The sequence below is a fragment of the Kineococcus rhizosphaerae genome, from assembly GCF_003002055.1.
In the GTDB taxonomy this organism is placed as follows: domain Bacteria; phylum Actinomycetota; class Actinomycetes; order Actinomycetales; family Kineococcaceae; genus Kineococcus; species Kineococcus rhizosphaerae.
Window position 1 is genome coordinate 691,967 of record NZ_PVZF01000001.1, and the last position, 14,194, is coordinate 706,160.

General features: G+C 72.4%; 14 protein-coding genes. 4 read left to right on the forward strand and 10 right to left on the reverse strand.

Features of this window, described 5'->3' with window-relative positions:
* Window position 1: 1 nt before the first annotated feature.
* Window positions 2-1,129 (forward strand): glycosyltransferase family 4 protein, encoded by a 1,128-nt coding sequence (locus CLV37_RS03355; RefSeq protein WP_146149283.1) that lies wholly within the window; start codon window positions 2-4, stop codon window positions 1,127-1,129.
* Here CLV37_RS03355 and CLV37_RS03360 read toward each other — a convergent pair.
* Window positions 1,053-2,096: a glycosyltransferase family 2 protein gene (locus CLV37_RS03360; protein WP_170127028.1), complete on the reverse strand. Its 1,044-nt coding sequence runs from the start codon at window positions 2,094-2,096 to the stop codon at window positions 1,053-1,055. The two genes, CLV37_RS03355 and CLV37_RS03360, sit on opposite strands and share 77 nt — an antisense overlap.
* Window positions 2,093-3,679: an oligosaccharide flippase family protein gene (locus CLV37_RS03365; RefSeq protein ID WP_170127029.1), complete on the reverse strand. Its 1,587-nt coding sequence runs from the start codon at window positions 3,677-3,679 to the stop codon at window positions 2,093-2,095. The genes CLV37_RS03360 and CLV37_RS03365 overlap by 4 nt, the downstream gene beginning before the upstream one ends.
* A 754-nt stretch (window positions 3,680-4,433) precedes the next feature.
* On the opposite strand from CLV37_RS03365, the gene CLV37_RS03370 reads away from it, so the two are divergent.
* Window positions 4,434-5,219 (forward strand): hypothetical protein, encoded by a 786-nt coding sequence (locus CLV37_RS03370; protein ID WP_170127030.1) that lies wholly within the window; start codon window positions 4,434-4,436, stop codon window positions 5,217-5,219.
* A gap of 80 nt (window positions 5,220-5,299) precedes the next feature.
* On the opposite strand, the gene CLV37_RS03375 is transcribed toward CLV37_RS03370, so the two are convergent.
* From CLV37_RS03375 to CLV37_RS28960, 5 genes are all read right to left on the reverse strand, one after another.
* Window positions 5,300-6,298: a glycosyltransferase family 2 protein gene (locus CLV37_RS03375; RefSeq protein ID WP_170127031.1), complete on the reverse strand. Its 999-nt coding sequence runs from the start codon at window positions 6,296-6,298 to the stop codon at window positions 5,300-5,302.
* A gap of 23 nt (window positions 6,299-6,321) precedes the next feature.
* On the reverse strand, window positions 6,322-7,386 hold the full coding sequence (locus tag CLV37_RS03380; RefSeq protein WP_342762208.1) for a glycosyltransferase family 2 protein: 1,065 nt from the start codon (window positions 7,384-7,386) through the stop codon (window positions 6,322-6,324).
* Window positions 7,343-7,846 (reverse strand): methyltransferase domain-containing protein, encoded by a 504-nt coding sequence (locus CLV37_RS03385; RefSeq protein ID WP_106206901.1) that lies wholly within the window; start codon window positions 7,844-7,846, stop codon window positions 7,343-7,345. The genes CLV37_RS03380 and CLV37_RS03385 overlap by 44 nt, the downstream gene beginning before the upstream one ends.
* 349 nt (window positions 7,847-8,195) lie before the next feature.
* Complete coding sequence (locus CLV37_RS03390) at window positions 8,196-8,915, reverse strand: hypothetical protein (RefSeq protein ID WP_146149285.1); 720 nt, start codon at window positions 8,913-8,915, stop codon at window positions 8,196-8,198.
* 665 nt (window positions 8,916-9,580) lie between these two features.
* Window positions 9,581-9,976, reverse strand: a complete 396-nt coding sequence (locus CLV37_RS28960) for an acyltransferase (protein ID WP_106207448.1) — start codon at window positions 9,974-9,976, stop codon at window positions 9,581-9,583.
* Window positions 9,977-10,331: 355 nt separating this feature from the next.
* Here CLV37_RS28960 and CLV37_RS28775 point away from each other — a divergent pair, with 355 nt between their 5' ends.
* Window positions 10,332-10,463, forward strand: coding sequence for a hypothetical protein (locus CLV37_RS28775; protein WP_281260498.1), 132 nt, complete (start codon window positions 10,332-10,334; stop codon window positions 10,461-10,463).
* Here the strand turns inward: CLV37_RS28775 and CLV37_RS03400 are convergent.
* Window positions 10,450-10,872: a VOC family protein gene (locus CLV37_RS03400; RefSeq protein WP_106206905.1), complete on the reverse strand. Its 423-nt coding sequence runs from the start codon at window positions 10,870-10,872 to the stop codon at window positions 10,450-10,452. The two genes, CLV37_RS28775 and CLV37_RS03400, sit on opposite strands and share 14 nt — an antisense overlap.
* 100 nt (window positions 10,873-10,972) lie before the next feature.
* On the opposite strand from CLV37_RS03400, the gene CLV37_RS03405 reads away from it, so the two are divergent.
* On the forward strand, window positions 10,973-11,971 hold the full coding sequence (locus CLV37_RS03405) for a helix-turn-helix transcriptional regulator (RefSeq protein WP_106206907.1): 999 nt from the start codon (window positions 10,973-10,975) through the stop codon (window positions 11,969-11,971).
* On the opposite strand, the gene CLV37_RS03410 is transcribed toward CLV37_RS03405, so the two are convergent.
* The gene (locus CLV37_RS03410) at window positions 11,959-13,434 is read right to left on the reverse strand and encodes an RNA polymerase sigma factor (RefSeq protein ID WP_245885218.1); all 1,476 of its coding nucleotides are present in this window, start codon (window positions 13,432-13,434) and stop codon (window positions 11,959-11,961) included. The two genes, CLV37_RS03405 and CLV37_RS03410, sit on opposite strands and share 13 nt — an antisense overlap.
* 311 nt (window positions 13,435-13,745) lie before the next feature.
* Window positions 13,746-14,147 (reverse strand): universal stress protein, encoded by a 402-nt coding sequence (locus CLV37_RS03415; RefSeq protein WP_106206911.1) that lies wholly within the window; start codon window positions 14,145-14,147, stop codon window positions 13,746-13,748.
* Window positions 14,148-14,194: the final 47 nt, after the last annotated feature.

A 14,194-nucleotide genomic window follows, 5' to 3' on the forward strand; every position in this document is an offset into this window, starting at 1 on the left:
CGTGACCAGGGTCACCTACGTCCTGGATGCACCGGTCTGGGGTGGCGCCGAGGCCGTCGTCGCCGCACTCGTCGACGAGCTGCGGGAATCGGTGCGAGCGACGGTGGTGGCCGTCAGGCCGGTGCCGCAGCGGCTCGAGGCGGTGTTCGCCGGGCGCTGCGAGCTCGTCGTCGTCGATCCGGTGGCTGGCAAGGTCGATGCTCGCGCGGTTCTCCGACTGGTGGCCGCGGTGCGGAACACTCGTCCAGACCTGGTCCACGTCAACCTCAACTCCCCCACCAACAACCGCTACGGGTTGCTGGCTGGTCTGTTCTCAGGGGCCCCGTCGGTCGCCACGCTGCACCTGCCGGGAGCGCTGGACTCCTCGGTCCAGCGGTCGGTCCTGGCACTCCTCTACGGCGCTCAGGACGCCGTGATCGCTGTGTCCCAGGAGGTGCGGACGCTCCTGATCGACACCCTGCGGGTGGACGAGCGCCGCACGCGGGTCGTGGACAACGGAGTCCGGCGCAGCCGTCCGGCGGTACCACGCTCGTCCGTCCCGTCCCCCCGGGTCATCGGGACGCTCGGCCGGTTGGTGCCGCAGAAGGGGATCGACGTCCTGCTGACGGCGTTCAGGCAACTGCGGGCCGAGGGTCTGGACGTCCGCCTGCGCGTGGGGGGTACCGGCCCCGATGAAGCGGCGCTCCGAGCCGCGGCCGCCGGCCTGCCCGTGGACTTCGACGGCGACGTCGGCGACGTCGAGTCGTGGCTCGACGGGCTCGACGTCTTCTGCCTCGCGTCACGCAGCGAAGGGCTTCCCCTGGCCCTGATGGAGGCCATGGCCGCCGGCCTGCCCTGCCTGGCGACCGACGTCGGACAGGTGCGGACGGCACTGTCGGACGGTGTGCTGCTGGTTCCGGCCCAGGACCCGGACGGCCTGGCCGCAGCCCTGCGCGCGGTGTGCGCGGACGCCGGTCTGCGTCACGATCTCGCCGGCCGCGGACACGAGCTCGTGACCACCCGGTACTCGACGGAGTCGATGGCACGAGCCACGGCTGCGCTCTACCGTGCGGTCATCCTCCGGCCCCGCCGACGCCTCCACCGCGGAAGGCGGCGCTCACGTCCGAACGCGCCAGGAAGCGACGGCTGACCCGCGACGGCAGGACGACGGCGACCAGGGACTTGAGCCGGGACGCGGCGGGCTGGCCGCTGTCGCCGAGCACCCGCAGGGCGGCTCGGCGTGCGCCGGGGGCACCGGAGAGCAGACCCGACCGGGCGAGCGCCAGGGCGAGCCGACGACGCTGCTCGGCCAGCGAGTCCAGGAGCACCGAGCGTTCACCCTCGGTGAGGTTCGGATCGTCGAGGGTGCGCTGCAGGACATCGACACGACCCTGCAGGAGGCGCGTGGTGTCGGCCGACAGGCTGGCGTCGTGCAAGCGGTACTCGGCCAGCGGTTCGTCGACGCACCCCACGACCCCTCCGGCGAGCACCACGCGCAGCCAGGCCGTCCAGTCCGACGCGACCTCCACCCGCTCGTCGAAACCCCCTGCGGCGAGGAAGGGACCACGACGCACCGCGCACAGGCCCAGGACGAAGTTCCGCCGCAGGAGTTCTCGCCGTTGGTCGGTCGCCGCGAAGCTGAACCCACCGTCGTAGACGCGCCGGACGCGCCGGCCGTCGCGGACCAGCCAGGCGTCGGCGGTCACCAGCGTGAGGTCGGGTCGTTCGGTGAACGCGGTGCGCACGGCGTCCAGCCAGCCGGGCAGCAGGACGTCGTCCGCGTCGAGGTAGGCGATCACCTCCGAGCGTGCTTCCCGGGCCGCCGTGTTCTTCGTCGCCGCCTCGCCGGCGTGGGGCCGGCGCACGACGCGGACCGCGTCCCTAAAGGATTCCGCGACCTCGACCGTCCTGTCCGGAGAGCCGTCGTCGACCACCACGACTTCCGCGGGCGGTGGCTCCTGGGCCAGCGCCGATCCCACGGCTGCGGCGAGAGTGCCCTCGGCGCGGTAGGCGGCGATGACGACACTGATGCCGGGCGGTGCGGAGGCCGGGTGAGCTGTGGCCGGGTGAGCTGTGGACGGGGCGGGCGGAGCGATCAGCCGCCGCACCGGGCTCACCGCGACACCACGTCGACGAGGCGGTTCAGGACCGCGGCGCGATGCCCCAGGGCCCCCGTCAGCCAGGACGCGTCGTCGTGGTCCAGCACGCGCAGCAACCGGGCCAGGAGCAGGAAACCGGCCGCCCCGGCGAACGCTCCGATCAGCAACGCGGGTCCACCCCCCACGACCTCCTCGACCGACGACCCTGCCGCCCAGGCACAAGTACCGGCAGCCACGGACACGAGAAGTGCCCGCAGCAGCACCAGACGCAACCACCTGGTCCGCACCCGTCGTTGGGCCAGGTAGATGAGAGGCAGGCTACCCGCGAGCTGGCCCCCGTCGTTGGCGAGCGCCGCCCCCAGGCTGTCGAGGCGCGGGATGAGGGTCACGTCCAGCACGAGGGTCACGACCAGCGCGAACCCGCCCCACAGCAGGGGGGATCTCAGCACGCCGAGAGCGTTGAGGGTCGCGGAGGAGACCGCGGCCAGGGGCGCCACCAGGAGCGGCACGGGTGCGATCACCGCCAGGACCAGCCCGGCAGCGGAGTACTCCTGCCCGTAGACGGTGCGCAGCGCGAGCGGACCGAGCGCGACCGCTGCGGCGGACAACGGCAGCGTGGCCGTGAGCATCAGCCGCATCCCGCGAGCGAACCCGGAGGCGATGCGGTCGTGCTGCTGCGCACCGGCCAACGTCGAGACGGCCGGGAGGACGAGCTGGACCAGCGCGGTGGGCAGACGACCCGCAGCCGCGACGGCGGCGAACGCGACCGAGTAGAAAGCGATCTGCTCGGCGCTGGAGTACCGCTCCAGGAAGAGGAACTCCGAGCGTTTGAAGACGACGACCTCCAGCACGAGGCCGGCACCGATGGCGAGGGAGAACTTGAGCAGTTCCCGCCCCTCGCGACCCAGGGGCTCGCGCCGTCGCAGGTGAGGACGTACGGCGCGGACGGCCAGGAACACCGTCCCCAGCATCGTCAGGGCGATGGTGACGGCCTCGGCGGCGAACATCCCGACGATCCCGTGGCCGAGTCCCAGCGCCAGCAGGGCTGCCGCGACGCCGACGACCCCCAGGACCAGCCCGATGAGCGTCGCCTGCCGGAACCGTTGCAGGCCGAAGAGGATGTTGGAGGCTGTGCTCTGGACGACGGTCAGAGCCGCGACGGTCCCCGCCAGGAACCAGGCGAGCCGGAGGTCGGGGTAGGTGCGCGTGCCGACGAGCACCACCACGCCGAAGGCGAGACCACCGCACACCAGGGACGCCCACCACCCCGTCACGGCGAAGGAGGCCACCCGGCCCCACCGGTCCTGGCCGGCAGCGGTCGCGACGAAGCGCTGCAACGCGACCGGCAGGCCCAGGGAGGCGAGCGTGGCTGCCGTCACGGAGACGAACGACAGGTAGCTCTGCCGGCCCATGTCGTCCGGGCCCAAGAAGCGGGCGGCGGCGACGGAGATGACGAGGGTGAAGAACTGCGGCAGCACGAGGGCGATCGAGAGCCACGCTCCCCCGCGCAACAAGCTGGCCCCCGTGGTCCGGCGCGCGGCTGCGGAACCCGCAGCGGCACCTGCAGCGTCCTGCAGCCCAGCGGGGGTCTCGTCCGCCATCCGGTCTCCTCCGCCACGACACCTCGCACGGGCCGTTCGGCCGGCGTGCACGCGGCAAGGTTGCCAGACTTCGGGGAGCACCGGACATCGAGGCTCTAACCTGCTCGGCATGATCTCGACGTCGGCGAACCCGCGGACGGCGGACGCCCGACTGCTGCTGCCGCGCCCCTACCGCTCAGCGGAGGTGCTGCCGGGGGCGACGGCGTGGATCGGCGCGCTCGAGGCCTGCGGTGTGCGCCGGGACGCGGGAGCACCGCTGGTGGTGGCCCACGCATCGGAAACTGCCGCAGCCGCAGCGACCGGGGCCGAGTCGCTGCTCCTCGTCGGATCGGCGCCTCCTGCCCTTCTGCAGCGGGCCGGTTACTCGGTGTTGCGGGTTCTGTCGGTTCCCGGTGATTCCGGCCCGCGTCTGCTCGTACCCCTGGAACGCGCCGCGTTGAAGGAAGCCGTCGACCACCACCTGGCGCCCCCGAGTGGCGTACGTCGGGTGCGCAACGCCGTCGTGGGTTCACGCCTCGGACCTCACCTGGTGGCTCGACGCGGCGACGACGTCGTCACGGTGGCCTCCCGCGCGGGGCTGCGACCCTACGGTCTGCACGCCGCACTGGCCGCCGGAGCCCCGGCGACCGGGCCCTGGGTACTGGTCCTCGGCCACGGGGACGCGCTGACGCGGGCGGTCTTCGTCGCCGCTGGTTCAGATTTCCGGCGTGAAGCCGTGGCGGTGAAGCTCGCACGCCTGCCGGGTGCGGCAGGCGTGTCCTTCGACCGTGACGCCCACGGGCTCGCCCTCGCCTCGGCCGCCGGAGCGACGCACGTGCCCCGGCTCCTCGGCGGTTTCACGGTGGACGGGGCCCGGGGTTCGGTGGAGTCCGCCGGCGGTGGGGAACAGGTCGGGCGGTTTCTCGTCCGCAGCGCGGCGCAGGCCGCCCTCCCCCTGGTGGAGGCGGTGGCGGAGTGGACGACGAACCTCGGGCTCACGACGAGGGAACCGCACGGGTTGGACCGGGGACTGGCCGCGGACCTGGCTGCTGTCCCGGGAGCCGCCGAGCCGCTGTCAGCGGTGGCAGGGGTTCCGGGTGTCCTCGCCCACAACGACCTCGGCTCGTGGAACCTCGTCACCCGGGGGACGGACTTCACCGTGCTCGACTGGGAGAGCGCCCGTGCGGGCGGGCTGCCGCTGGCCGACGCCCTGTACTTCCTGACCGACGCCCTGGGGCTGCTCGCCGGTGCCCGTACGCAGCAGGAGCGCTGCGCGGCAGCCGTGGCCCTGCACACCGGCCGCGCCGAGGGATCGCCGCTGCTGTTCCGGTGGTTGCGGCGTGCGGCGTCAGCCCTGCAGCTGCCACCGGACGCGGTGGGGCCTCTGGCGATGCTGACCTGGCTGTCCCACAGCACATCGAGGGGGCAACGCCTGCGGCGGCTCGACGACGAGGCGGTGGCCGCGGAGGAACCGTACGCCGGGCGACTGGCGGACGCGTGGCGGCACGCCCCTGAACTGGGCGCGACCTGGCCGGCTTTCACCGCGTGGTCGGCTCGGTGACGAGTGCCGGCGGAGAGCGCGGACACCGTCGTGCGCACCGATCCGTCCACGTCGACGGTGCTCGCCCGTGGCGCCACCGCTCACTCTCCCGCATCGTCCGCCTCCCGGTCGACCTGGGACCTCCGGCGGCGGGCCAGTCCCGGCGCTGCGGCGGCCAGGGCGTGCTTCACCCGGGTGCGTGCTCCCACGCCCGGGGTCCGGGTGACGGCCAGACAGCGTCGACGCACGTCGGCGCTGCCGCTGCGCACCGCCTCGTCGGCCTCCGCGAGCACCGCCGCGGTCCCCCACCGCTGCAAGGACTGCCTCAGGACGTCTCCCTCGTCGGCTGAGAACGTCTGCTCCGCGGCGGCCTTCTCGAGGAGCAGGACCCTGGCCCGCATCGCCCGCGCCCGGTTGCCGGAGAGGCTCCCGGGTGAGAGCAGGTAGCTCGCCAGCGGTTCGTCCACCAGCCCGACGAGGTGGCCGCGGTAGATCAGCCGCAGCCAGCAGTCCCAGTCGGCGCCCACGGTCAGCGCCTCGGAGAACCCGCTGACGTCGTCCCAGGCGCTGCGGCGCACCGCGGTGTGCCCGAACACGAAGTTCGAGCGCAGGATGGCGCTGCGCTGCCCGTCCGTCGGGAAGTCGTTCACCGCGTAGTGCCGGACCACTCGTCGACCGGCACGCACGTGCCACGCGTCCGTGGTGACGAAGGAGAGGTCCGGTCGGACGCGCAGGGCTTCCGCCACGGCCTCCAGCCGACGCGGCTCCCAGAGGTCGTCGGCGTCCAGCACGCAGACGACGTCGGACGAGGTGGCGGCCACGGCGCCGTTCTTGGCCCGACTCTCGCCCCCGTGGTCCACGTGGACCAGGCGCACCCGGTCGCCGAAGGGTGACAGAGCGGCACGAAGTTCTTCGACGTCGTCGGACCCGTCGTCGCAGACCACCACCTCGTCAGGTGGGAGGGTCTGGGTGAAGACGGAGTTCAACGTGGCCGAGATGGTGGCGGACGCGTTGTAGGCCGCGATGACGACGGCGATGCTCGGCGCAGTCGTCGCCGGTTCGACCGGCCCCACCGGCTCAGGGGCTCGGAGGGGGATCACGGGCCCACCCCGACCGGCCGCGCTCAATGCTCGAACTCGGCGTCGAAGGCGAGGGCGTTTTCGCGCCGGACTTGACGGGCGCGCAGCAGGGGGCCCGCCAGGCGAGGGGCCAGCTTCATCAACTGCGCCTTGCGCACGAGCATCGTCTCGCTGGGCGAGAGGTCGGCCGCGGCGGCGAACCGCTGGGCAGCCCGGGCGTACTGCCGGCCCCGCAAGGCGGCATCCCCCTCGTTGCTCAGGAGCCGTGGAGGCGGGGAGGCGAGACGTCGGCGCAGGTACGCCCGCTCGTCGTCCCGGAGGTCGTCACGAGACGACATCCCCTCCAGGATGGTGCGCTCGGCGTCGAACACCAGGTCGCGGTTCGTCGACATGCTGCTCTGCCCCCACCGGAACAGGGCGAGAGGACGCGGCTGGTGGACCACCTCGTGACCGGCGAACACCGCACGGAGCCAGAAGTCCCAGTCCTCGCTGCGGTGAAGCGTCGTGTCGAAACCTCCCACGTCCTCGAGCAGCTCACGGCGGAACAGGGACATGGGAGACAGGTAGTTCTGTTCGAGCAGGCTCAGCCGCTGGTGCGGCACCGCGGGGAACCGGCCCTTGTGCCGGGTGTGGGAGGGGTCGATCCCACCGGGGAGCAGCCAGTACGAGTTGGCGGTCACGATGGCGCGCGTGCGATCGCCGAGGCGTTCCACGAGAGCTTCGAGGTGCCGTCCGAGCATCACGTCGTCACTGTCGAGGAACGTGATGAGATCGCCCCTCGCCGCCTCCATGCCTGCGTTGCGGGCCGATCCTGCGCCGGCGTTCTCCTGCTTCACCAGGGTGATGCGCGGATCGTCGAAGGCCGACACGAGGTCAGCGGTCGAATCGGTCGACCCGTCGTCGACGACGACCAGTTCCCAGGCGGGGTAGGTCTGCCACAGCACCGAGGACACCGCGGCGGCCACGGTGGTCGCAGCGTTCCACGCGGCCATCACCACGGACACGCGCGGCAACTCGCTCACCTCAGCACCCCCGGGGCTCGCGACGGGACGTCCCTCGCTGCGATCACTGGTGCGCCCCCGTCCCCTCGGGACCTCCGATGACCGCACCCACGACCAGGGGTTGGTCCGGATCGGTGACGTCGAGGCTCGACTCCTCGACGTCCTCCACGGCGGCGCCGAACAGGAAGGCCCGACAGGCGAGGGCGTTGCCCATGCCCACCACCGTCCCCGTGAGTCCGGCGGCCGCGATCGTGTCGGTGAGTCCCTGCGGCGTCCACCGCCACCGGTCGGACGTGCCGTCGACCCTGCTGACCGCGGGAACGGTCAGCAGGATCGTGCCTCCCGCACGCAGGGAGGATCCGAGGTTGTCGAGGGCCCGCACCGGGTCCCGGACGAACTGCAGCACCTGCGTGACGACGGCGGCGTCGTAGGCAGCCCGGGGCAGCGTCGTCGGCTCGCAGACGTCACCGACGACGGTCGCCGCGCTGTTGAGCGGGTCGATGTCCAGCACCTCGACCCGTTCTGCTCCGAGCCGGGACGCGTACCGGTCTTCCTTGACCTCCAGCACACGACCGTGAACGCGGTGGGCCTGCGTGCTCAGGAACCGGTCGATGTACCAACGATCGATGACCGTTCCACGCGTGTGACCCCACTTGGACAGCGGTTCAACTCTGGACGGGTCGCCCCAGCGGACCCGGAACGCCGCACGCCGGGCGATCTCCGACCGCTCAGCGAGGAGCCGCGCGGCCGACGAGATCGACCGACGGGACCTCTTCTCAGCCACCACGCCAGAACCCTAACCGACGAGCACCCGGCCGCAGTGGTGAACGATTCTCCCCACGGGATCTCGAGATCCCGAGATGGCGAGCCCTGTACCGGCGATTCCCGGCAGCTCCTCGGCGAACCCCTCAAGGCGTTCACCGCACCAGAACTCTCCGTACCTTCTTGAGCACTTCGAGTAGGTGACCACCCGCCGAACCGGTGAACGTGCGCACGGACCGCGGAACGGGGGACCAGACCCGTCGGCGCAACCGCGTGCGCGAGATGGACCAGGTGTTGGGGTGGCCTGCCCGGAAGGCGCTGTACCACACGTCCGCGTGCAGAGCACCGCCTCGCCGGTGCACGACGAAGTCCCCGTGGTAGAGACGGTCGTGGTGGGGTGCTGAGCGGCGGATCAACGGACCGGACGACGTACCCCAGTCGAGACCGTCGGAACTCGTGGCGATGACGAGGTCGGAGGTCCGTGAGGTACCCGGCGTCTGGATGTTGAAGAGCCCGACGTACCACCCCTCGAACCGACGGATCGACTGGTGCCACACGACCTGTCCCGCCGGCAGTTCGAGCGTGCAGGTTTCCACCGGCCCCCACGGGCCGGTGGGAGTGGGCGCCCGACGCCGCAGGAGTGCACGACCACTGGCCGCGGCGTCCGGGGCGGTGTTCGCCCGTACGGCCCACATGACCCACCCCTCGTCGTCGGCCAGGATCGCAGGAGCGGTCCAGTCGTGCCCGGGGTTGGCGTGCGCGAGCACTGCAGGAGACCAGTCGGTCCCGTTCGGCGACGTCCTGAGGTGCACGAGGTCCGAGGTGCCCGAGGCGTCGTCGCTCTCCCGCCAGAAGAGGTGGAGGACGCCGTCCACCAGGGACAGGCAGGGATCCGAGTTGTGCGCCGTTCCGGGAGGAGGTGCGCAGAGGGGGTTCGTCGCACCGGTAGGCACCACCCAGTGAGTGCCGTCGTGCGAAGCGGCGATGCACGGGTTCTCGAGGCGGGGATCCGTAGCCGTGTACGGCGTGTACGCCAGCCAGTACTCGTAGCCGCCGAAACCTGAAGGCACGTGGACGATGCTCGGGTGAACGGCCTCATCACCCGGGTACGGCATCGGCAGACGCAGCCCGGACGTCGGCACCGGTCCTCTGGTCCAAGCCTGCGAATCCACGGTCGCAGAACCGACACGACGCATCTTCCCCCCCTCACGCCCGGTCCAACCCCGCTCCGACGCGTCGTCCCCCGCCGCACGTGGAGGTGAGAGCACCATCTTGCCTCAAGGAGCACCAGCGGATCGCCGTCTTTCCTCGCCCCGGGTGCGCGGCCGCGGTTCGACACGGCCGACCGACCCCGGGGCGACGTGGACGTCCGGTCCTCCGGAGTGTCTGCACGATCCTCGAAGCCCCCGCGTCGACCTCGACGCGGCAGACGGGCGGTCGTCCGCTGCGACACTGACGTGGAGGGTGCCGCCTCAGCGCGATGCAGAGCCCGCTCGTCGCCGAGCCCGGTGCACTGGGGGGAACCGGGGGTCTCCGAGTTTCACGGCAGGTCCCGCAACCGCCGAGCCGGCACCCCGGCGTAGAGACCGTGCGGCGCACAGTCACCCACCACCACAGCTCCCGCCCCGACCACGCACCCGGCACCGATCGTCACCCCCGGCAGCACGGTGACTCCCGATCCCAGCCAGCACCCGTCCTCGATCACCACCGGCTGAGGAGACCGGGGTCCTGCCCGCCGCTCCGCGGAACCGATCTCGTGCCTCGAGGTGATGATGCGGACGTGATCGCCCAGAGCCACCGCCCGACCCAGCGTGATGGAGGCGGCGGTGTCGAAGTAGCAGTCGTGGTTGACGAAGCAACCCTCCCCCAGGACGACCAGCCCCTCCCCCGCCACCCGCACACCGGCGTAGACGTCGACCCGGGCGTGAGCCCTCATCCCCGCAGAACGCAGGAGCCGCCCCCGCCACCGCCGTGCGGGGACCACGGGGAGGTTCGCGACTCGACCGACGAAGTCCTGCACGGCGCGTTGGCTTGGCACGGATCGGCAGTGTAGGGACCCGGCTCCGACGGTCGCCCCGAACCTGTGGTGATCTGCGACGACACGCCCTGCGCAGCGGTGGGGGGGTGCGCAGCGACGACCGCCCGCTCGGTGGCGCCGCCCGGGCTTCCCCGGGCAGCAGGAGCGGAGGCGGGGACGACCGCGCCCGCCGGACCGTTCCTCCCCGGAACGTCCACCTGGCGACGGTGAGGTCCGCCACGCCTGGTGGTCGGTCCGGGTGCTCGTACACGTGGTGAGCGAGGCAGGAGTGACGCCGGGCACGTCACCCCGGGGACTGGTGGCCGTCGGCTGCGTCCTGCTCGTCCTGGTCAGCGGAGTTCCGGCCGTGCCCGTCCTCGCCGCCGACGGGCTCAGCCTGCGCTGAACGCGACGGCCTGGTCGATCACCCAGGTCACGCCGAACCGGTCGGTGAGCATCCCGTACAGCGGGGAGAAGGCCGACGGCCCCAGAGGGGTCCGCACGTGCCGGGCCGCCCGCGCGAGGCCCTCGTAAGCGGTCGTCACCTCCTGCTCCGTCCCGCAGCGCAGCGAGACGTACACGGGGTGCACGCCGGGGTCGAAGTCGCGGTCGGTCTGCACGTCGTAGGCCATGACGTGGAACCCCGACGGGGCGGCGACCTCGCCCCACAGCACGTGCTCGGCCTCCCCCTGGGGGTCGTGGGCCTGCCCGTAGGTCACGACGACGGGCTGCGCGTCGAAGACCTCGCCGTAGAACTCCAGCGCCTCGCGCGCCTGGCCGCGGAAGTTCAGGTGGGTGGTGGTCGTGATGCTCACGGTGCCTCCTCGTGACGGCCGGGCAGGTCCCGGCGACGAGGACGACTCTTCCGGGTGAAGCGGCCGGTTCCTGACCTCTTCTCGGCCCGATACTGGGGCCGTGAGCGGAACCCCGGGACGGTTGCTGGCGCTGCTGTCGCTCCTGCAGGCCCGTCGCGACTGGCCCGGGCAGCTCCTGGCCGACCGCCTCGAGGTCAGCGCCCGCACCGTGCGCCGCGACGTCGAGCGGCTGCGCGACCTCGGCTACCCGGTCCGGGCGACCAAGGGCCCCGACGGCGGATACCGGCTCGACGCCGGCGAGGACCTGCCGCCCCTGCTGTTCGACGACGAGCAGGCCGTCGCCCTGACGATCGCCCTGCGCACGACCGCGGCCGGCGGGGGCGGGATCGGCGAGGGTGCGGCGCGTGCGCTGACGACCGTGCGCCAGGTGCTGCCCGCGCGGCTGCGGCACCGGGTCGACGTCCTCGCGGAGGCGAGCGTGGTCGGCCCCGCCGGAGCCGGGGTCGACACGGCCGTGCTGCTCGCCGTCGGCGACGCCGTGCGCGCTCGCGAGGTACTGCGCCTGGACCTGCGCGACGAGCCGCGCCGGGTCGAACCGCACCACCTGCTGCACCGCGGCGGGCGCTGGTACCTGCTCGCCTGGGACCTCGACCGCGACGACTGGCGCACCTTCCGCCTGGACCGGATCACGCCCAAGGTCCCCACGGGGCCCCGGTTCGGTCCCCGCCCCGTCCCGGGCTCGGATCCCGTCGCCCTCGTCGAGGCGCGCTTCAAGGGCTCGGCGACGCGGGACGTCTGGCCCTGCACCGGGCGGGTCGTGCTGCGGCGCCGGGCCGCGGAGGTGGCCGGGTTCGTGGGCGACGGCACCGTCGAGGAGCTCGAGGGCGACCGGTGCCGGGTCGTGCTCGGCTCGTGGTCGTGGACCGCGCTGGCGGCGGCCGTCGGCCGGTTCGACGCGCCGATCGAGGACGCCTCCCCCGCTGCGCTGCGGGCGGCCTTCGCGACGCTCGCGGACCGGTTCGGGGCCCTGGACGCACGAGGGCCCGGTCGGGAGTCCGACCGGGCCCTCGTGGAACGCCGCGGGCGTCAGTCCAGGTAGTCGCGCAGGACCTGCGAGCGCGACGGGTGGCGCAGCTTCGACATCGTCTTGGACTCGATCTGCCGGATGCGCTCACGCGTCACCCCGTAGACCTTGCCGATCTCGTCGAGCGTCTTCGGCTGGCCGTCGGTCAGGCCGAAGCGCATCGAGACCACACCGGCCTCGCGCTCGGACAGGGTGTCCAGGACCGAGTGCAGCTGCTCCTGCAGGAGCGTGAAGCTGACCGCGTCGGCCGGGACGACCGCCTCGGAGTCCTCGATGAGGTCACCGAACTCGGAGTCGCCGTCCTCACCCAGGGGCGTGTGCAGCGAGATGGGCTCGCGGCCGTACTTCTGGACCTCGACGACCTTCTCCGGGGTCATGTCGAGCTCCTTGGCGAGCTCCTCCGGAGTGGGCTCGCGGCCCAGGTCCTGCAGCATCTGCCGCTGGACGCGGGCGAGCTTGTTGATGACCTCGACCATGTGCACCGGGATGCGGATGGTGCGGGCCTGGTCGGCCATGGCGCGGGTGATGGCCTGACGGATCCACCACGTCGCGTACGTCGAGAACTTGTAGCCCTTGGTGTAGTCGAACTTCTCGACCGCGCGGATCAGACCGAGGTTGCCCTCCTGGATGAGGTCCAGGAAGAGCATCCCGCGGCCGGTGTAGCGCTTGGCCAGGGAGACGACCAGACGCAGGTTGGCCTCGAGCAGGTGGTTCTTGGCGCGTCGACCGTCCTCGCTGATCCACCACAGCTCGCGCTTGAAGATCGGGTCGATCTCGTCGCCGGAGTGCAGCTTCTCCTCGGCGAACAGACCGGCCTCGATGCGCTTGGCGAGCTCGACCTCCTGCTCGGCGTTGAGGAGGGCGACCTTGCCGATCTGCTTGAGGTAGTCCTTGACCGGGTCCGCCGTGGCACCGGCCGTGGAGACCTGCTGCGCGGGCGCGTCGTCGTCGTCGTCGTCGCGCAGGACGAAACCACCGCCGGTCTTCTTGGCGGTGCCCTCCTCCTCTGCGGCGTCGGCGGTCTCGGCGGACGCCTCCTCCTCCGCGGGGACCTCGTCGTCCTTGAGGTCCTCGACGGGGTCCTCGAGGGGCTCTTCGCCCTCGTCGACGTCGTCGGCCTTGCCGCCGGCCTTGGCGGCCGTCTTGGCCGTGGTCTTGGCGGCCGCGGTCTTGGCGGTGCCCCTGCCGGCCGGCTTGGCCGCGGCCTTCGTGGCCGTCTTGGCGGCCGGGCGCGCGGGGGCGGCGGTGCCGTCCTCACCCTCGGCCGGGGCGGCGGCGCGCTTGGCCGCCGGCCGCGCGGCCTTGGTGGCCGTCGCGGTGGAGGTGGTCCGCCGGGCGGAGCCGGCCGCGGCGACGGCGCGCTTGGGGGCGGCCTCGGGCACCTTCACGGTGATGCCGTTGTCGTCGAGGGCGCGCAGGACGGCCTTCATGCGCTGCACGGGCAGCTGGGCGTCCTCGCACGCGACCCGGACGGCCATCGCGTCGACGTAGCCGTGCGTCGTGCCGTGCTGGAGGAGCTCCTGGAAGGGAGCGGAAGCGAACTCTGGCGGGAGCGGCCGGGAGGTCGGTACCGACGACACGGACTGCCTTTCGTCGTGGGCGGAACGAGGCTGCGCGGGCAGCAGCCGACAAGGTCAACACCGGCGGGCGCCGAACTTATGCCCACAAGGGAGACAAACGCCGATTCTTGCACGGATCGGCGTGAGACGAGGCACGACACCACCCGGGCGACCCAGTGCGGACGCCCGGCGGGCCGTGCCCCGTGGCACGGGAGGGGTTGCGGGACCGCTCAGTCCTCGGGCTTGACGGCCAGCACCGGGCAGGGTGCGTCGAGCAGGATCCGCTGCGCGCTGGCCCCCAGGATGAGCTTGCCGACCGGGGTGCGGCGGCGCAGGCCGATGACGATGAGGGAGGCGCCGGTCTCCTCCGCCGCCGTGATGAGGTCGTCGGCCGGGTCGTCGGAGTCGGGGACGTCGCGCAGGGCGACGTCCAGGCCCGCGGCCGCGAGCTGTTCGCGCACGCGGTCGTGCACGTCGGCGAGCTGCCGGGCCTCGTCGGCGTCGACCTCACGCCCCGGGCGCCGGCTGTGGACCACGACCAGCGCGGCGGACAGCCTCAGCGCGGCCTCCCCGGCGCGTTCGAGGGCCGCGCGGCCCTCGGGGTTGGCCACGTACCCGACGACGATCCCCATGCCGCACCCTCCAACGTCGTAGACGATCCGTGACCGTACTACGCCCG